This is a genomic window from Methylobacterium sp. Leaf111 (genome assembly GCF_001423285.1).
GTDB lineage: Bacteria > Pseudomonadota > Alphaproteobacteria > Rhizobiales > Beijerinckiaceae > Methylobacterium.
On sequence record NZ_LMNE01000029.1, the window covers coordinates 1 to 18,788 of the forward strand.

The window sequence follows — 18,788 nt, forward strand, 5'->3', positions numbered from 1 at the left end:
CGTGATCGCCGCCGTCAACGACGTCTTGCCGTGATCCACGTGACCGATCGTGCCAATGTTGCAGTGCGGCTTCGTACGCGCGAATTTCTCTTTGGCCATGATAGGCTCCGTCTGATCTGATGTTGCGTCTGAAGGGGTGCGGGAGGCGCCCCGAAGGGCGCCGCCGGCTTAGGCGTACTTGGCGACGACCTTCTCGGCCTCGCCGCGCGGCACCTCTTCGTAATGGTCGAACTGCATCGTGAAGTTGGCGCGGCCCTGCGAGAAGGACCGGAGCTGGTTCACGTAACCGAACATGTTGGCCAGCGGCACCATCGCGTTAATGACGTTCGCGTTGCCTCGCATGTCCTGGCCCTGGATCTGGCCGCGGCGGGAGTTGAGATCGCCGATCACCGAGCCGGTATACTCTTCCGGCGAGACGACTTCGACCTTCATGACCGGCTCGAGGAGCACCGAGCCGCCCTTCTGAAGGGCCTCACGGAGCGCAGCACGCGAGGCGATTTCGAAGGCGAGGGCCGACGAGTCGACATCGTGATAGGCGCCGTCGATCAGCTCGACTTTGATGTCGACCACCGGGAAGCCGGCCAGAATACCGGCGCCGAGCACCGAATTCAGGCCCTTTTCGACGCCCGGGATGTACTCCTTCGGCACCGTGCCGCCGATGATCTTCGAGGAGAACTCGAAGCCCTTGCCGGGCTCGTTGGGCTCCACGATGAATTTCACCCGGGCGAACTGACCGGTACCACCGGTCTGCTTCTTGTGGGTGTAGTCGATCTCGGTGCGCTTCGTCAGCTTCTCACGATACGCCACCTGCGGCTGACCGATATTCGCATCGACCATGTAGGTCCGGCGCAGAATGTCGACCTTGATGTCGAGGTGAAGCTCGCCCATGCCGCGAAGGATGGTCTGGCCCGACTCCTGGTCCGTCGAGACCCGGAACGACGGGTCCTCGGCGGCGAGCTTGGCCAGGGCGATTCCGAGCTTCTCCTGATCGGCCTTGGACTTCGGCTCGACGGCGATCTCGATCACCGGCTCCGGGAACTCCATCTTCTCGAGGATGACGGCGTCCTTCGGATCGCACAGCGTATCGCCTGTGCGGGTTTCCTTGAGGCCAGCCAGGGCAACGATGTCGCCCGTGAACGCTTCCTTGACGTCCTCGCGGTTGTTGGCGTGCATCAGGAGCATGCGGCCGACACGCTCCTTCTTGTCGCGCGAGGAGTTCAGTACGTTGGCACCGGACTCGATCTTGCCCGAGTAGACCCGGCAGAACGTGATCGTGCCGACGTGCGGATCGTCCATGATCTTGAAGGCGAGCATGGAAAAGGGATCGGAATCAGCCGGGTGACGGACGGTCTCTTCCTCGGTCTTGAAGTCGAGGCCCTTGATCTCGCCGCGATCGGCGGGCGACGGCAGATAATCCACGACCGCATCGAGGAGCGGCTGAACGCCCTTGTTCTTGAAGGCCGAACCGCAGAGCACGGGATGGAAAGCACGACGCTGCACGGCCGTGCGGACGAGGCGGTGCATCGTTGCCTGATCCGGCTCGACGCCGTCCAGATACGCGGCCATCGCGTCGTCATCCAACTCGACGCAAGCCTCGACGAGCTTGATGCGGTATTCCGCAGCCTGGTCGGCAAGATCGGCCGGGATCTCGGTCTCGGAGAAATCCGCGCCAAGCTTCTCGGAGGTCCAGACGATGGCCTTCATCTTGATCAGGTCGATGACGCCCTTGAAGGTCGTCTCGGCACCGATCGGCAGCTGCAGGCATACAGGCTTACCGGCGACCCGGTCGATGATGTCGGCCACGCACTTGAAGAAGTCAGCGCCGATCTTGTCCATCTTGTTGACGAACACGACGCGCGGCACGTCATACTTGTCGGCCTGGCGCCAGACGGTTTCCGTCTGGGGCTCGACGCCCTGGTTGCCGTCGAGCACGCAGACGGCGCCGTCGAGAACGCGGAGCGAGCGCTCCACCTCGATGGTGAAGTCCACGTGGCCGGGAGTGTCGATGATGTTCAGGCGCTTGTCGCGCCAGAAGCAGGTGGTCGCGGCGGACGTGATCGTGATGCCACGCTCCTGCTCCTGCGTCATCCAATCCATCGTCGCGGCGCCGTCGTGGACTTCGCCGATCTTATGGGATTTGCCGGTGTAATAGAGGATCCGCTCGGTGGTCGTGGTCTTGCCGGCATCGATGTGAGCCATGATGCCGAAGTTGCGGTAGTCCTCGATCGCGTGCGTGCGGGGCATCGGATTGCTCCTGAAAGGGTCCGGGTCCGCTTACCAGCGGTAGTGCGAGAAGGCGCGGTTGGCTTCCGCCATCCGGTGGGTGTCTTCCCGCTTCTTCACGGCGTTGCCGCGGTTGTTCGCGGCGTCGAGCAGCTCGGCCGAGAGACGCTCGACCATGGTGCGGTCGTTCCGGCCGCGGGCAGCCTGGATCAGCCAACGGATGGCGAGCGCCTGGCGGCGCTCCGTACGCACTTCGACGGGGACCTGGTAGGTCGCGCCGCCGACGCGGCGGGAGCGGACTTCGATGGCCGGGGCGACGTTCTCGAGGGCAGCGCGGAAGACCTCGATCGGGTTGGCGCGGGCGCGATTCTCGACGATGTCGAAGGCACCGTAGACGATCCGCTCAGCGGTGGACTTCTTGCCCTCGTACATGATCGAATTCATGAACTTGGTCAGCACGATGTCCCCGTACTTCGGGTCCGGGATGATCTCACGCTTCTCGGCAGAATGGCGGCGGGACATCGCTCGCTCCGTCTTAAACTTGGTCTTCTTGAAACCACCCTGCGCAGGCCGCCTTGAGCCTCTGGGAGGCCGGCGACATCCTTACAGGGTGCGCGAATATCGGTCTTACTTCGGACGCTTGGCGCCGTACTTGGAGCGGCGCTGCTTGCGACCCTTGACGCCCTGCGTGTCGAGCACGCCGCGCAGGATGTGGTAGCGCACGCCGGGAAGGTCCTTCACGCGGCCGCCGCGGATCATCACCACGGAGTGCTCCTGAAGGTTGTGGCCCTCGCCCGGGATGTAACCAATGACCTCGAAGCCGTTGGTCAGGCGAACCTTGGCAACCTTGCGGAGCGCGGAGTTCGGCTTCTTCGGGGTCGTCGTGTAGACGCGGGTGCAGACGCCACGCTTCTGCGGGCAGGCGTCGAGCGCCGGCACCTTGTTGCGGCTCTTCTGCGCCTTGCGCGGCTGAGCGATCAGCTGGTTGATCGTCGGCATGCCAATCCTCTCGAAACGCGTCACCTGCAGCGGTGACCGTCGAAATCCAAATCTCGTTCTGGCCGGCCCCGGCATCGCACGTGGCGTGCGACGAAACGCAAAGCCGCGCCCCAGGCTGATGTCAGCCTTTGGCGCGCCGTTGCAAGCAGAGGATCACCTGCATCGAAGCAAGCGATCGTGCCGGGCTGACACGTGTTCGTCTGTTGAAGTCGGATGCGTTTAGGAAGCCTGGATCGAGGCTCTGGGCCTCACGATCGATTGCTGCCTACGGCCAGCCGTTCAATGAGGGCCTGATAGAGGCGGATTCGCCCCGCGTCAACCCATTCCGTTACAAGTTCATGAAGTTGCGGGGCACGAACGCGCCGCAGATCCGGACGGACGGCACCCATGCGAAAGGGGCCGCCCCTTGGGGCGGCCCCTTCCTATTCGTCGCGTTGGAGCGATCGCTTATTCCGCGGCGGGCGGCAGCTCGGAGAGGGGCTGAGCCCCGCTCTCGGCGGCCTTCTGCTGCAGGATGAGGTTGTCGCGACGGCGCGCCACGGCGCGGATCTCGGCCGCCATGGAGCCCGTGCCGGCCGGGATCAGCGATCCGACGATCACGTTCTCCTTGAGTCCTTCGAGGTAATCGATCTTCCCGTTGACGGCCGCCTCCGTGAGCACGCGGGTGGTCTCCTGGAACGACGCCGCCGAGATGAACGACTTCGTCTGCAGGCTTGCCTTGGTGATACCCAGGAGGACCGGTACGCCCACGACCGGCTTCTTGCCCTCGGCAAGCAGCTTCTCGTTGATCTCCGCCAGCTCCGTCCGGTCGATCTGGTCGCCCGTCAGGATGTCGGAATCGCCGCCGTCGGTGATTTCGACCTTCTGCAGCATCTGCCTGACGATGACCTCGATGTGCTTGTCGTTGATCGACACGCCCTGCAGCCGGTAGACTTCCTGAATCTCGTTGACGAGGTAGGCAGCGAGCTCCTCCACGCCCTTGATCGCCAGGATGTCGTGCGGGGCCGGATTGCCGTCGACGATGTAGTCGCCGAGCTCGACCACGTCGCCGTCCTGAAGGTGGATGTGCTTGCCCTTCGGGATCAGGTACTCGACCGCCTCGGACCCATCATGCGGCGTCAGCGTCAGGCGACGCTTGTTCTTGTAGTCGCGCCCGAACTGAATCGTACCCGACTTCTCCGCAATGATGGCCGCGTCCTTGGGACGACGGGCCTCGAACAGTTCCGCCACCCGCGGCAGACCGCCGGTGATGTCGCGGGTCTTGGCCGAGTCGGCGGAAACGCGGGCCAGGATGTCGCCGGCCTTCACCTTCGCACCCGGATCGTAGCCGATGATGGCGTCGACGGGCAGGAAGTAGCGGGCGTCCGAGCCGCGCGGCAGCTTCATCGGCTTGCCGTCGGCATCGAGCACCAGCATCGCCGGCTTGAGGTCGGCGGTGCGGGCCGTCCCGCGCCAGTCGATGACGACGCGCTTGGCGATGCCGGTCGACTCGTCGGTGGTCTCGGTGATCGACTGGCCGTCGATGAGGTCCTCGTAGGCCACGATTCCGTCCGTCTCGGTGATGATCGGACGGGTGTAGGGGTCCCACTCGGCGATGCGCTGGCCCCGCTTGACGGTGTCGCCCTCGTCCACGCGCAACTTTGCGCCGTATTGCAGGCGGTGGTTGGCGCGCTCGGTGCCGTCGACCCCGACGATGACGATGGAGACGTTGCGGCCGGTGGCGATGAGATCGCCATCCGAGTTCCGTGCCAGGGCGCGGTTCCGGATCTTGATCGTGCCCTCGAAGCTCGACTCGATGAAGGACGAGTCGGAGATCTGGGCGGCGCCGCCGATGTGGAAGGTGCGCATGGTGAGCTGGGTGCCCGGCTCGCCGATCGACTGGGCGGCGATGACGCCAACCGCCTCACCCATGTTCACGGGCGTGCCGCGGGCGAGGTCGCGCCCGTAGCAGGTGGCGCAGACGCCGCTCTTCGTGGCGCAGACGAGCACCGAACGGATCTTGACCTCCTGGATCCCGGCGGCCTGGATGGCCGGCAGGTGCTTCTCCTCGATCGTCTCGTTGGTCTTGACGATCACTGTGCCGTCGAGGGCCACCAGATCCTCGGCCGTGGCGCGGCCGAGGATGCGGATGGCGAGCGGGGCCACGACCTGGCCGGCATCCACGATGGCGCGCATGCGGATGCCGTTGGTGGTGCCGCAATCGACCTCGCGGATGACGGCGTCCTGGGCCACGTCGACGAGACGCCGGGTCAGGTAGCCCGAGTTCGCGGTCTTCAACGCCGTGTCCGCGAGACCCTTACGGGCACCGTGGGTGGAGTTGAAGTACTCGAGCACGTCGAGGCCTTCCTTGAAGTTCGAGATGATCGGCGTCTCGATGATCTCGCCCGAGGGCTTGCTCATCAGGCCGCGCATGGCGGCGAGCTGGCGCATCTGCTCGCGGGAGCCACGGGCGCCGGAATTCGCCATCATGTAGACCGAGTTGACCTGCTTGTCGGTCCCGTTCTCGTCCTTCTGGACCGCGGAGATCGCGGCCATCATCTCGTCCGCGAGCCGGGCCGAGCACTTGCCCCAGGCGTCGACGACCTTGTTGTACTTCTCACCCTGGGTGATCAGGCCGTCGTTGAACTGCTGCTCGAACTCCTTGACCAGGTCGCGGGTCGACCCGACGATCGACCACTTGTTCGCGGGCACGACCATGTCGTCCTTGCCGAACGAGATGCCCGCCTTGAACGCGTGGTTGAAGCCCAGCGCCATGATGCGATCACAGAAGATCACCGACTCCTTCTGTCCGCAGTGGCGGTAGACGGTGTCGATCATCGCGGAGATCTCCTTCTTGGTCATCAGCTTGTTGACGACGTCGAAAGGCACCTTGGCGTGCTGCGGCAGGGCCGTGGACAGGATCACCCGGCCCGGCGTGGTGTCGTAGGTCTTCGTCAGCGGCTCGCCATCGGGGCCGATGCCGTTCCAGCGCCAGCGGATTTTCGTGTGCAGCTTGACGGTCTTGGCCGCCAGGGCGTGCTCGAGCTCGCCGATGTTGCCGAAGACGCCCTGCATCGGGTTCTGCTTGTTGGTCGGGTCGAAGGCGCCGATCGCCCCCTCGGCCACGATCGACAGGTAGTAGAGGCCGAGCACGATGTCCTGCGACGGCACGATGATCGGGTGACCGTTCGCCGGGTGCAGGATGTTGTTGGTCGACATCATCAGGACGCGCGCTTCCAGCTGAGCCTCGAGGCTCAGGGGGACGTGCACGGCCATCTGGTCGCCGTCGAAATCCGCGTTGAAGGCGGTGCAGACCAGCGGGTGCAGCTGGATCGCCTTGCCCTCGATCAGCTTGGGCTCAAAGGCCTGGATGCCGAGGCGGTGCAGGGTCGGCGCGCGGTTCAGCATTACCGGATGCTCGCGGATCACCTCATCGAGGATGTCCCAGACCTCCGGCTTCTCCTTCTCCACGAGCTTCTTGGCCTGCTTCACCGTGGCGGAGAAGCCCTTGGCGTCGAGGCGCGCGTAGATGAACGGCTTGAACAGCTCCAGCGCCATCTTCTTCGGCAGGCCGCACTGGTGCAGCTTCAGCTCCGGACCGACGACGATGACCGAACGGCCGGAATAGTCGACGCGCTTGCCGAGGAGGTTCTGACGAAAGCGGCCCTGCTTGCCCTTCAGCATGTCGGCGAGCGACTTCAGAGGACGCTTGTTGGCGCCCGTGATGACGCGGCCGCGGCGGCCGTTGTCGAACAGCGCGTCGACCGCTTCCTGAAGCATGCGCTTCTCGTTGCGGATGATGATGTCCGGCGCCCGCAGCTCGATCAGCCGCTTGAGCCGGTTGTTGCGGTTGATGACGCGGCGGTAGAGATCGTTGAGATCGGACGTGGCGAAGCGGCCGCCGTCCAGGGGGACGAGCGGGCGCAGGTCCGGCGGGATCACCGGAACCACGGTGAGGATCATCCACTCGGGCTTGTTGCCCGACATCTGGAAGGCCTCGATGATCTTCAGGCGCTTGAGGAGCTTCTTGGGCTTCAGCTCGGACGTGGTGGTAGCAATCTCCTCGCGCAGGGCATCGGCGATGCCGTCGAGGTCGAGCTCTTGCAGGATTCGGCGGATGGCCTCGGCGCCGATCATGGCGGTGAAGCTGTCCTCGCCGTACTCCTCCTGAGCGCGCAGGTACTCCTCCTCCGACAGGAGCTGACGCTCCTTGAGGGGGGTGAGGCCCGGCTCGATGACGCAATAGGACTCGAAGTACAGGATCCGCTCGAGGTCCTTGAGGGCCATGTCGAGCAGCAGGCCGATGCGCGAGGGCAGCGACTTCAGGAACCAGATGTGGGCGACGGGGGCGGCGAGCTCGATATGGCCCATGCGGTCGCGCCGGACGCGCGCGAGGGTGACCTCGACGCCGCACTTCTCACAGATGACGCCCTTGTACTTCATGCGCTTGTACTTGCCGCACAAGCACTCGTAATCCTTGATCGGTCCGAAGATCCGCGCGCAGAACAGGCCGTCACGCTCGGGCTTGAACGTGCGATAGTTGATCGTCTCGGGCTTCTTGATCTCGCCGAAAGACCACGAGAGGATCTTCTCCGGCGACGAGATCGAGATCTTGATCTGGTCGAAGCTCTGGGGCTGAGCCTGCTGGTTGAAAAGATTCATGACCTCTTGGTTCATGATCTACTCCTGCTGACGTGGCGCACCCTCCGCCGAGGGGCTGACCGCGTGCTGAAAACGGATGCGGCGCAACGACCGGCCGGATCGTCACTGACCGTAGAACGGGAGGCCCTGCCCCTCCCCGCTCCGACCGCGCCGGGGTCGAACCCGGCTCGGGAGCGTGATGCGGTGGTTATTCGGCCGCCTCTGCGGGCGGCTCGATCTGGTCGTTGGCGAGCTTCTTCGAGGAGGTGAGCTCCACGTTGAGACCCAGCGAGCGCATTTCCTTGACGAGCACGTTGAACGACTCGGGGATGCCGGCCTCAAAGGTGTCGTCGCCGCGCACGATGGCCTCGTAGACCTTGGTGCGGCCTGCGACGTCGTCCGACTTGACCGTGAGCATCTCCTGCAGCGTGTACGCGGCGCCGTAGGCTTCGAGGGCCCAGACCTCCATCTCGCCGAAGCGCTGACCGCCGAACTGCGCCTTTCCGCCCAGTGGCTGCTGGGTGACCAGGGAGTACGGGCCGATCGACCGAGCGTGGATCTTGTCGTCCACGAGGTGGTGCAGTTTCAGCATGTAGATGTAGCCCATCGTCACCTTGCGATCGAAGGGCTCGCCCGAGCGGCCGTCATAGAGCGTCGACTGGGCCGACCGGTCGAGACCGGCCATCTCCAGCATCTGCTCGATGTCGGCTTCCTTGGCGCCGTTGAACACCGGGGTCGCCATCGGTACGCCGCGGCGCACGTTGTTGGCGGCCTCCGCCATCTCCTCGTCGGTCAGACCTTCCAGCTCGGACGGCGAGTAGATCGCCTCCATCTCTGCCTTCAGGGGCGCGATGTCGTTGCTGCGCAGGTAGGCATCCACCGCCTGACTGACCTTGCGGCCAAGTCCGGCCGCGGCCCAACCCAGGTGAGTCTCGAGGATCTGGCCGACGTTCATGCGCGAGGGCACGCCGAGCGGGTTCAGGACGATGTCGGCATGCGTTCCGTCTTCCAGGAACGGCATGTCCTCGATCGGCACGATCCGGGAGACGACGCCCTTGTTGCCGTGGCGACCGGCCATCTTGTCGCCGGGCTGGATCTTGCGCTTCACCGCCACGAAGACCTTGACCATCTTCATGACGCCGGGCGGGAGCTCGTCGCCGCGCTGCAGCTTCTCGACCTTGTCGAGGAAGCGCTGCTCGAGGCGCTTCTTCGATTCGTCGTACTGCTTCTGCATCGCTTCCATCTCGGTCATGAGACGGTCGTCGATGACGGCGAACTGCCACCACTGCGAACGCGGGTACTCGCTGAGGAGCTCGCGGGTGAGCGTAGCCTCCTTCTTGAAGCCCTTCGGCCCCGCGATGGGCGCCTGGCCGATGAGGACCGTGGCGAGACGCGCGTAGGTGTTGCGATCCAGGATCGCCTGCTCGTCATCGCGGTCCTTGGCGAGGCGCTCGATCTCCTCGCGCTCGATCGCCTGGGCGCGCTCATCCTTGTCGACGCCGTGGCGGTTGAACACCCGGACCTCGACAATCGTGCCGGTCACGCCCGGGGGAACCCGGAGCGAGGTGTCGCGCACGTCGGACGCCTTCTCGCCGAAGATGGCGCGGAGGAGCTTCTCCTCGGGCGTCATTGGGCTCTCGCCCTTCGGCGTGATCTTGCCGCACAGGATGTCGCCGGCGTGAACCTCGGCGCCGATATAGACGATGCCGGCTTCGTCGAGGTTCTTGAGCGCCTCTTCGGAGACGTTCGGGATGTCACGGGTGATCTCTTCCGGACCGAGCTTGGTGTCTCGGGCCATCACCTCGAACTCCTCGATGTGGATCGAGGTGAACACGTCATCCTTCACGATCCGCTCGGAGAGCAGGATCGAGTCCTCGAAGTTGTAGCCGTTCCACGGCATGAACGCGACGAGCACGTTCCGGCCGAGGGCGAGCTCGCCGAACTCCGTCGAGGGACCGTCGGCGATGATCTCGCCCTTCTTCACGGCCTCGCCGACGCGAACGAGCGGCTTCTGCGTGATGCAGGTCGACTGGTTAGAGCGCTGGAACTTCTGTAGGCGATAGATGTCGACGCCGGGCTTGTTGGCGTCGGCCTCTTCGGTGGCCCGGATGACGATACGGGTGGCGTCCACCTGGTCGACGATGCCGGTGCGTCGGGCGGCGATGGCGGCGCCGGAGTCGCGGGCGACCACGGCCTCCATGCCGGTGCCGACGAAGGGCGCATCGGCGCGCACCAGCGGCACCGCTTGGCGCTGCATGTTCGAGCCCATCAGCGCGCGGTTCGCGTCGTCGTTCTCGAGGAACGGGATGAGCGCGGCGGCGACCGAGACGAGCTGCTTCGGCGACACGTCCATGAGGTCGACGCGATCGGGGGGCACGACGATGACGTCACCGGCCCGACGGCAGACCACGAGGTCCTCCGTCAGCTTGAAGGTCTCGTCCATCTGCGCGTTGGCCTGGGCGACGTAGTACTTCGCCTCCTCCATCGCCGAGAGATAGGCGACGTCGGTGGTGACGACGCCGTCCTTCACCCGCCGGAAGGGGGTCTCGATGAAGCCGTACTTGTTCACCCGCGCGAAGGTGGCGAGGGAGTTGATCAGACCGATGTTCGGGCCTTCCGGCGTCTCGATCGGGCAGATGCGGCCGTAATGGGTCGGGTGAACGTCGCGCACCTCGAAGCCGGCGCGCTCGCGGGTCAGACCGCCCGGGCCAAGCGCCGAGAGGCGACGCTTGTGCGTCACTTCCGAGAGCGGGTTGGTCTGGTCCATGAACTGCGAAAGCTGTGACGAGCCGAAGAACTCGCGCACGGCCGCGGCCGCGGGCTTCGCGTTGATGAGGTCCTGCGGCATCACCGTGTCGATGTCGACGGAGGACATCCGCTCCTTGATCGCGCGCTCCATGCGGAGCAGGCCGAGGCGGTACTGGTTCTCCATCAGCTCGCCGACCGAGCGCACCCGGCGGTTACCGAGGTGATCGATGTCGTCGATCTCGCCCTTGCCGTCGCGCAGGTCCACCAGCGCCTTCACGACCGCGAGCATGTCCTCGCGGCGGAGCGTCCGCACGGTGTCCTCGGCGTCGAGGTCGAGGCGCATGTTCATCTTCACGCGGCCGACGGCCGAGAGATCGTAGCGCTCGGAATCGAAGAACAGCGAGTGGAACATCGCCTCGGCGGTGTCGAGGGTCGGCGGCTCACCCGGGCGCATGACCCGGTAGATGTCGAACAGCGCGCCTTCGCGAGCCGAGTTCTTGTCCACCGCAAGGGTGTTGCGGATGTAGGGACCGACATTGATGTGGTCGATGTCCAGAACCGGAAGCTCGGAAACGCCGACCTCTTCGAGGCTTTTCAGGAGCTTGTCGGAGATCTCGTCGCCGGCCTCGGCCCAGATCTCGCCGGTCTTGGCGTTGACGAGATCCTCGGCGATGTACTGGCCGATCAGGTCCTCGTCGGTGGCCTTGAGGAACTGCACGCCGCGCTCGGCGATCTGCCGGGCGTTGCGGGCGTTCAGCTTCTTGCCAGCCTCGAGCACGACCTCGCCGGACTCCGCGTCGATGAGGTCGACGGAGGCCTTGAAGCCCTTCAGGCGCTCGGCGTCGTAGGGCACGCGCCAGTCGGCACCGTCCCGGTCGTAGATCACGCGGTTGTAGAAGGTCGACAGGATCTCCTCGCCGTCGAGGCCGAGGGCGAACAGCAGCGAAGTCACCGGGAGCTTGCGCTTCCGGTCGATGCGGACGTGCACGATGTCCTTGGCGTCGAACTCGACGTCGAGCCAGGAGCCGCGATACGGGATGATGCGGGCGGCGAACAGGAGCTTGCCCGACGAGTGGGTCTTGCCCTTGTCGTGGTCGAAGAACACGCCCGGGGAGCGGTGCATCTGCGAGACAATGACGCGCTCGGTGCCGTTGACGATGAAGGTGCCGTTCTCCGTCATCAAGGGCATGTCGCCCATGTAGACGTCCTGCTCCTTGATGTCCTTGACCGACTTCGCACCGGTATCCGGGTCCACATCGAACACGATGAGGCGCAGCGTGACCTTGAGCGGGGCAGCGTACGTGATGCCGCGCTGGCGGCACTCGTCGACGTCGTATTTCGGCTGCTCGAACGTGTACTTCACGAACTCGAGGAGGGCCGTCGAGGAGAAGTCCGAGATCGGGAAGACCGACTTGAACACGGTCTGCAGGCCTTCGTCGCCCCGTCCGCCTTCCGGCTCATCCATGATCAGGAACTGGTCGTAGGACGCCTTCTGAACCTCAATGAGGTTCGGCATCTCGGCGACTTCCTTAATCTTGCCGAAGAATTTGCGAATCCGCTTGCGACCGACCAGCGTGTTGGCCATGGGTGACCTCGCTCCTACGTCCCGCGTACCGGGTGCCCGGGGAAGGCGTCTGCCTCCCGCAACCAGGCTTCGGGCCCGCCCCGCCGGACGACGCCTTCCCGAACTGAAAATCCCGTGGCCCTTGCGCGGGCCGGTCGGGCCGCTTGAAGCGACCATGGCCCACGGGCGTGAACCCGCGGGCCGTTGGTGCCGTCAGGCCCGGAGGGGCCCGACGGAGAGTGACGGGCCGGAACGGCCCATCGCAGTGTCTTACTTGAGCTCGACCTTGGCGCCAGCCTTCTCGAGCTGAGCCTTGAGCTTCTCGGCCTCTTCCTTGTTGACGGACTCCTTGACGGCCTTCGGAGCGCCCTCGACGAGGTCCTTGGCTTCCTTGAGGCCGAGGCCGGTGATCGCGCGGACCTCCTTGATGACCTCGATCTTCTTGTCGCCAGCGGCGGTCAGCATGACCGTGAACTCGGTCTGCTCCTCGGCGGCGGCGGCAGCGCCACCACCGGCGGCCGGGCCGGCAGCCACGGCGACGGCAGCGGCGGCCGAGACGCCCCACTTCTCTTCGAGCATCTTGGCGAGGTCGGCAGCCTCGAGAACGGTCAGCGAGGACAGGTCGTCGACGAGCTTGGCAAGATCAGCCATGTTGGTATTCCCTTGGATATCGGTCTGAACGGATGGGTTGAAAAGGGCGATGCGGCCTCAGGCCGCTTCGCTCTGAGCCTCGTCCTTGGTGGCATAGGCCCCGAACACGCGGGCGAGCTTGGCCGCTGGTGCGTTGACGACCTGGGCGATCTTGGTCGCGGGAGCCTGGATGAGGCCCACGATCTTGCCGCGCAGTTCGTCGAGGGACGGCAGCGAGGCGAGGGCCCTCACACCGTCCGGGTTCAGGGCGGTCGTGCCCATGGCGCCGCCGAGGATCACGAGCTTGTCGTTGACCTTGGCGAAGTCCACCGCAACCTTGGCGGCCGCGACCGGATCGCTCGAATAGGCGAGCAGGGTCGGACCCTTCAGGAGGGGCTTGATGGAGGCGACGTCCGTGCCATCGAGAGCGATGTTGGCGAGGCGGTTCTTGGTGACCTTCACGGTGGCGCCGGCCTGCTTCATCTGCGAGCGCAGCTTCTGCATGTCGGCGACCGTGAGGCCCTTGTAGTGGGCCACGACGACGACGGCGGTGTTCGCGAACACGCCGTTGAGCGTCGAGACGAGATCAGCTTTGGCTGTCCTGTCCACTGGGGCTCTCTCCGGTTGGCGGAACCCGAAAACGGGTCCGCCGGTTGCACATGCCGCCCGGGACGGAACTCGGCTTAACACGAAGCCGGAACGTCCTTGGCGACGCTTCACGGCCCTGTCCCCTACCGCCCCCCGGAACGGGTGGACGACATGGGTGAGATGGTTCAAACCGATGCCTCACCCTGCCCGCGCGATGCGGACCCGGCGAGGGCAGTAGAATTTCGGTCTTCCCAGTCTGTGCAGGCGTGTGGATTAAGCCGGTGACCCGGCGCCTGCAGTCTCGGACAGGACATGGCCGGACGAAGCTCAGAAGGGGTTTCATGCCCCTCAAAGCCTTCCGGCCAACATCACCTGGTTGCGCAGGCGATCTCTCAATCGGAATGCGACCGATCGGTCGATTCCTTTCTCATGGATGAAAACGTTGAGCGGGGTCTATAGAGCCTTGCAAGCAGCCTGCCAAGTGCCCCGAGGCGATTATTCCGTCGCAGGCGACGCTTTTCCCTTGACGCCGCAGGCGGCCCGAAGCCGCCTGCGGATGGGCCACAAAAGCCTGTCAGGTCGGCAGGAATTTGCGGGCGGCCCGCCACCAGGGCTCGCGGGCGTCGCGCTTCTGGTCCGCCTTGGCGGCGTAGAACGAGGCATTGTGCTCGCCGCGCAGGGCTTCCCGGGTGAAGCGGATGAGGTGGTGGGCGACGAAGCCCATGTTGAACACCGCCTCGATCTGTCCGCGCTTCAGGGCGTGGCCGGCGGCGCGCCAGAACACCCGCCGGTAATCGGACAGCAGTCCGACGCGCACAGCGATGTTGAAGCCGAGCACGAGGCCGCGGCGCAGGTTGGTGCGGGTAAGTTTGCCCCTGACCGGCGTCTTGATCCGGTTCGGGTAGGTCACCTCCACTTGGTGCCGGAATCGCTCGAAGATCTGCGCCGGCTCGTAGGCGTGGGCGATGGCCCGGCGCCAGGAGGCCACGACGTCGTCGTGCGGACGCTTGAAGAGCACGTTCGATTCGAGCGCCGCATCGTGGACGAGGCGGTTCTCGCGGGTCAGGCGATCCCAGAGCGGCGTCTTGGGCAGCGCCTGCAGGAGGTTCATCGTCAGCACCGGCACGGCCGACTTGTCGATGAAGTCGATGAGCTTCTGCTCCGACTGATCGGTGTCCGTGTCGAGGCCGAGAATGATGCCCGAGGTCACCTCGAGGCCGAAGCGGTTCAGGGTCTCGATCGCCTCGTACATCGGCACGGCGGCGTTGTGCTTCTTGTCGATTCCCGCGAGAGCGTCCTCCTCGGGCGTCTCAATGCCGACGAAGACGGTCATGAAGTTGGCCTGCCGCATCAGCTCGAGGATGTCGGGCTGCTTGGCCATGTTCAGCGTCGCCTCGCAGGCGAACTGGAGCGGATAGTCATTCTTCTTCTGCCACGCCACGAGGTGGGGCAGCATGTCCTTCGTGGCCTTGCGGTTGCCGATGAAGTTGTCGTCGACGAAATAGACCACAGCCGGATGGCCGGGCTGCGCGATGATGGCGTCGAGCTCACCGAGCATCTGCTCGGGGCTCTTCAGGCGCGGTTGACGGCCGTAAAGCTGCGGGATGTCGCAGAACTCGCAGCGATAGGGGCAACCCGAGGAGAATTGCAGCGATCCGATGAGGTAGCGCTTTAGGGGCGCCGCTTCGTAGGCGGGGGCCGGGAAGTCCGAGAGCGGGAGCCGCTCCTTGGTCTCCAGGCGGACCTGGGCCGCCGGGATCGAGACATCGCGGTCGAGGATCGCGACCAGCTCGTCGGTGGCGTCACCGATCTCGCCGAGATGCAGGTAGTCGAATTCGGGATACTGCTCGGGGGAGCCGGAGACCGAGGGGCCGCCCAGCGCCGTCACCTTCCCGGCCGCGTGGGCGCGGGCGTAGATGTCCCGGATCTGCGGGGCCTGGATGTGCATGCCGGACACGAACACCGCGTCGGCCCAGGCGAAGTCCGTTGCGCCGGCCCGGGCGATGTTCTCGTCGATGAACCGGTACTCCCACGACTCGGGCATGTAGGCCGCGATCAGGAGGAGCCCTTGCGGGGGCATGAAGGCCTTCACGCCGCCCATCAGGGGGTAGGCGTGAGAGAAGGTCCCGAAGGACGGCGTGTAGGCGGGAAAGACGCATAGGATGCGTCGCTTCGAGGTCACGGAGAGGGAGCATCGCATGACTGCATACCTAGCACAGGCCTACGCGAAGGCGTCACCCTCCTGTGTTCTTTTCTTGGGCGCTCCGACGACCGTCCGCTCCTGGAACGGCGCGGGGCATTCCTCCCTCACGGCTCTTTGATCGTGGTCGAACCCGAACCGCCGGTGCGCGATGGTCGGGGAACGCAGACCCCGAGGGCTCGGACCGGCCGCAAGCCGAGAAGCCCTTCCGGCGAGCCTGAGCACAAACGAAAACACCCGGCCGCGAGGCCGGGCGCTTCTATTCTGTTCAAGCCTGAAGGATCAGGCGGTGAGGACGCTCGCGGGCTCGACCTTCACGCCCGGACCCATCGAGGAGGTCACGGCGACGCGCTGGACGTACTGGCCCTTGGCGCCGGCGGGCTTCGCCTTGGAGACGGCGTCGGCGAAAGCCTTGATGTTCTCGACGAGCTTGTCGGCGTCGAACGAGACCTTGCCGATGCCGGCGTGGATGATGCCGGCCTTCTCAACGCGGAACTCGACGGAGCCGCCCTTGGCGCCGGCGACGGCGCCCTTCACGTCCATGGTCACGGTGCCGACCTTCGGGTTCGGCATCAGGCCGCGCGGGCCGAGCACCTTGCCGAGACGGCCGACGAGCGGCATCAGGTCGGGGGTCGCGATGCAGCGATCGAACTCGATCTTGCCGCTCTGGACGATCTCGAGGAGGTCCTCGGCGCCCACGATGTCGGCGCCGGCAGCCTTGGCCTCGTCGGCCTTGGCGCCGCGGGCGAACACCGCCACCCGCACTGTGCGGCCGGAGCCGTTGGGCAGGTTGCAGACACCGCGGACCATCTGGTCGGCGTGGCGCGGGTCGACGCCGAGATTCATCGAGATCTCGACAGTCTCGTCGAACTTGGCGCTGGCCTTCTCCTTCACGAGCTTGATCGCCTCGTCGATGGGATAGAGCTTGAGCGCGTCGATGCCCTCGCGGGCGGCGCGGATGCGCTTGCCTTCGTGTGCCATTGTGCCCTCCCCTTAAGCGACGACGTCGAGGCCCATGGCCCGCGCGGAGCCACGGATCATGGCGACGGCGGCGTCAACCGAGTCGCAGTTCAGGTCGGGCATCTTCTTCTCGGCGATCTCGCGCAGCTGCGCTTCGGTCACCTTGCCGACATTGGAGCCGGCCTTGCCCGGGGTCTTCGAGCCGGAAGCCGGCTTCTTGCCGATCTTCAGGCCGGCGGCCTTCTTCAGGAAGAAGGTGACCGGCGGCTGCTTCATCTCGAAGGTGAAGGAGCGGTCCTGGTACGCCGTGATGACGACCGGGATCGGGGTGCCCTTCTCGATCTGGGAGGTCTTCGCGTTGAAGGCCTTGCAGAATTCCATGATGTTGAGGCCGCGCTGACCGAGCGCGGGGCCGATGGGCGGCGACGGGTTCGCGGCGCCGGCCGGAACCTGAAGCTTCACGTAGCCCGTGATCTTCTTTGCCATAGGGACTGCTCCCAAAGAATGCCCGGCATCCGGCTGGCCTCAGCGCGGACGGAACGGGCGGTTGCAGGTCGCGGTTCGGTCCGTGGACCCCGGCGGCGAACCGGGCGGGCCTCCCGCGTATGACACCGTCGCGCGGGACGGTGGTTCCGCGCGCGGCCGAGGCCGGGCGGGAAGGGACATGGGGCGAGCCGGGGACGACTCACCCGAAATGGGGCCGGATCAGACCTTCTCGACCTGCCCGTATTCGAGCTCGACCGGCGTGGCGCGGCCGAAGATCGACACGGCGACCTTGAGGCGCGACCGGCTCTCGTCGATCTCCTCGACGGTGCCGTTGAAGGAGGCGAAGGGACCGTCGGAAACCCGAACCGTCTCGCCGATCTCGAAGGACACGGAGGGCTTGGGACGGTCGACGCCCTCGGCGACCTGCCCCTTGATGCGCTCGGCCTCCGCATCCGGGATCGGAACCGGCTTGGACTTGTCGGCGCCCAGGAAGCCCGTCACCTTCGGGGTGTTCTTGATGAGGTGGTAGACCTCGTCGGTCAGGTCGCACTTCACCAGGACGTAGCCGGGGAAGAACTTGCGTTCCGCATCGACCTTGCGGCCCCGGCGCACCTCGACGACCTTCTCGGTCGGAACCATGACCTCGTCGAACAGCTCCATCAGGCCACGCTGGGCCGCCTGATCCTTGATGGACTGCGCGACCTTGTTCTCGAAATTCGAGTAGGCGTGGACGATGTACCAGCGCTTCGACACGGTTCTCACCAAATCCTGACGTCAGTCAGCCCGATCACGCCGCAGCGCGCCCGGGCCGAGAAGTTGTTAGGCGCCGACCCCGAGGATCAGAGTCACGAGATAGCGCAGCGCCTGGTCCACCACCGTGAAGAAGATGCTCGCCACCACAACCATGATGAACACCATCACGGTGGTCACGACGGTCTCCTTGCGGGTCGGCCACGTGACCTTGCGGCCCTCGTCGCGAACCTGGCTCAGGAACTCGGCCGGACCCACGCGCTTCTGCGCGGGGCGCACCGGCGGGGTCGCCCGAGGGGGCGTCGGCGTGGTGGAGCCGCGCTGCGGGGTGCGCGCGAGATCCACTTTCTTCGATGCTTCGTTCGATGCCATGGCGCCAACAACAGGGAGATCGGCCCGAGCTTCGGGAAAGCGCGACGCGGCGGCTCCGGGGAGGAGCCTGCATCGACGGCCTTCATCGATCTCGGAAGGCGACCGCTCTAACGCAAGTCGCCGGGCTTGTCGACTGCGCCCGGCCGGACTTCGCTGAGGAGCGATCTGCTGAAAGGGAAGAGGGCTGGGAGGATCGACGGGTCTGATGCGGCCAAATGGCAGGAGTGGAGGGACTCGAACCCGCAACCTCCGGTTTTGGAGACCGGCGCTCTGACCAGTTGAGCTACACTCCTATGCGAAGGACGAGTCCTTCGCCGCGGCGCTGCTATAGACCGGTCGCGAGGGCTTCGCAATGGTCAAACGGCGTCGTCGGCGAAGAACCTTTGCGACGGCTCTCAGGCCGGCGCGGACCCTGGAAACGCGGACCCTGGAAACGCGGACCTCGGAAACGCGGACCTCGGAAACGACAACGGCGCCCCGGAGCGATCCGGGGCGCCGCGTCGTGTCACCGGTCGGGTGTCCCGCGAGGGGCGCCCGATGGCGGCGGGTCTACTCGTTGATGGCGGCGACGACGCCTGCGCCGACGGTGCGTCCGCCTTCACGGATGGCGAAGCGCAGCTTCTCTTCCATGGCCACCGGCACGATCAG

Annotated in this window: 13 protein-coding genes, 1 tRNA gene and 1 pseudogene; all 15 read right to left on the bottom strand. The window is 65.5% G+C overall.

Going from position 1 to position 18,788, the window contains the following annotated elements; translation table 11 throughout:
- The coding region (locus tag ASF41_RS25015) for a GTP-binding protein (protein WP_156375624.1) at nt 1-99 on the bottom strand (99 nt) is incomplete at its 3' end.
- A 69-nt stretch (nt 100-168) separates the two neighbouring features.
- Entirely contained in the window at nt 169-2,244 is a 2,076-nt protein-coding gene (fusA, locus tag ASF41_RS14880) for an elongation factor G (RefSeq protein WP_056494481.1), read from the bottom strand.
- A gap of 30 nt (nt 2,245-2,274) precedes the next feature.
- Complete coding sequence (gene rpsG, locus ASF41_RS14885; protein WP_055954713.1) at nt 2,275-2,745, bottom strand: 30S ribosomal protein S7; 471 nt, start codon at nt 2,743-2,745, stop codon at nt 2,275-2,277.
- Between the two features lie 105 nt (nt 2,746-2,850).
- Nucleotides 2,851-3,222: a 30S ribosomal protein S12 gene (gene rpsL / locus ASF41_RS14890; RefSeq protein ID WP_018044234.1), complete on the bottom strand. Its 372-nt coding sequence runs from the start codon at nt 3,220-3,222 to the stop codon at nt 2,851-2,853.
- A 447-nt stretch (nt 3,223-3,669) separates the two neighbouring features.
- A complete protein-coding gene (gene rpoC, locus ASF41_RS14895; protein ID WP_056275827.1) occupies nt 3,670-7,878 on the bottom strand; it encodes a DNA-directed RNA polymerase subunit beta' in 4,209 nt (1,402 codons plus the stop codon).
- A gap of 172 nt (nt 7,879-8,050) precedes the next feature.
- Nucleotides 8,051-12,175 carry a DNA-directed RNA polymerase subunit beta gene (gene rpoB, locus ASF41_RS14900; protein WP_056275830.1) on the bottom strand — a complete coding sequence of 1,375 codons (4,125 nt, stop codon included), beginning with the start codon at nt 12,173-12,175 and terminating at the stop codon, nt 8,051-8,053.
- 249 nt (nt 12,176-12,424) lie between these two features.
- Nucleotides 12,425-12,805: a 50S ribosomal protein L7/L12 gene (gene rplL / locus ASF41_RS14905; RefSeq protein WP_056218129.1), complete on the bottom strand. Its 381-nt coding sequence runs from the start codon at nt 12,803-12,805 to the stop codon at nt 12,425-12,427.
- Nucleotides 12,806-12,862: 57 nt separating this feature from the next.
- Entirely contained in the window at nt 12,863-13,393 is a 531-nt protein-coding gene (gene rplJ, locus ASF41_RS14910) for a 50S ribosomal protein L10 (RefSeq protein ID WP_056494484.1), read from the bottom strand.
- Between the two features lie 553 nt (nt 13,394-13,946).
- Entirely contained in the window at nt 13,947-15,572 is a 1,626-nt protein-coding gene (locus ASF41_RS14915; protein WP_056494488.1) for a B12-binding domain-containing radical SAM protein, read from the bottom strand.
- 282 nt (nt 15,573-15,854) lie between these two features.
- Entirely contained in the window at nt 15,855-16,553 is a 699-nt protein-coding gene (gene rplA, locus ASF41_RS14920; RefSeq protein WP_056218136.1) for a 50S ribosomal protein L1, read from the bottom strand.
- A gap of 12 nt (nt 16,554-16,565) precedes the next feature.
- Nucleotides 16,566-17,018 (bottom strand): 50S ribosomal protein L11, encoded by a 453-nt coding sequence (gene rplK, locus ASF41_RS14925; RefSeq protein WP_056218139.1) that lies wholly within the window; start codon nt 17,016-17,018, stop codon nt 16,566-16,568.
- Nucleotides 17,019-17,237: 219 nt separating this feature from the next.
- Nucleotides 17,238-17,771 (bottom strand): transcription termination/antitermination protein NusG, encoded by a 534-nt coding sequence (gene nusG / locus ASF41_RS14930; protein WP_056218143.1) that lies wholly within the window; start codon nt 17,769-17,771, stop codon nt 17,238-17,240.
- Nucleotides 17,772-17,837: 66 nt separating this feature from the next.
- Nucleotides 17,838-18,140 (bottom strand): preprotein translocase subunit SecE, encoded by a 303-nt coding sequence (secE, locus tag ASF41_RS14935; protein WP_056218145.1) that lies wholly within the window; start codon nt 18,138-18,140, stop codon nt 17,838-17,840.
- Between the two features lie 216 nt (nt 18,141-18,356).
- Nucleotides 18,357-18,433 (bottom strand) — tRNA-Trp (locus ASF41_RS14940).
- A 256-nt stretch (nt 18,434-18,689) separates the two neighbouring features.
- Nucleotides 18,690-18,788, bottom strand: a pseudogene (locus ASF41_RS23935) (elongation factor Tu); the annotation flags it as partial.

Coding starts and splice junctions, on each gene's coding strand:
- secE (WP_056218145.1), bottom strand. CDS start 18,140: ATGGCATCGAACGAAGCATCGAAGAAAGTGGATCTCGCGCGCACCCCG.
- rplL (WP_056218129.1), bottom strand. CDS start 12,805: ATGGCTGATCTTGCCAAGCTCGTCGACGACCTGTCCTCGCTGACCGTT.
- rpsG (WP_055954713.1), bottom strand. CDS start 2,745: ATGTCCCGCCGCCATTCTGCCGAGAAGCGTGAGATCATCCCGGACCCG.
- fusA (WP_056494481.1), bottom strand. CDS start 2,244: ATGCCCCGCACGCACGCGATCGAGGACTACCGCAACTTCGGCATCATG.
- rplA (WP_056218136.1), bottom strand. CDS start 16,553: ATGGCACACGAAGGCAAGCGCATCCGCGCCGCCCGCGAGGGCATCGAC.
- rpsL (WP_018044234.1), bottom strand. CDS start 3,222: ATGCCGACGATCAACCAGCTGATCGCTCAGCCGCGCAAGGCGCAGAAG.
- rpoB (WP_056275830.1), bottom strand. CDS start 12,175: ATGGCCAACACGCTGGTCGGTCGCAAGCGGATTCGCAAATTCTTCGGC.
- rpoC (WP_056275827.1), bottom strand. CDS start 7,878: ATGAACCAAGAGGTCATGAATCTTTTCAACCAGCAGGCTCAGCCCCAG.
- rplK (WP_056218139.1), bottom strand. CDS start 17,018: ATGGCAAAGAAGATCACGGGCTACGTGAAGCTTCAGGTTCCGGCCGGC.
- ASF41_RS14915 (WP_056494488.1), bottom strand. CDS start 15,572: ATGCGATGCTCCCTCTCCGTGACCTCGAAGCGACGCATCCTATGCGTC.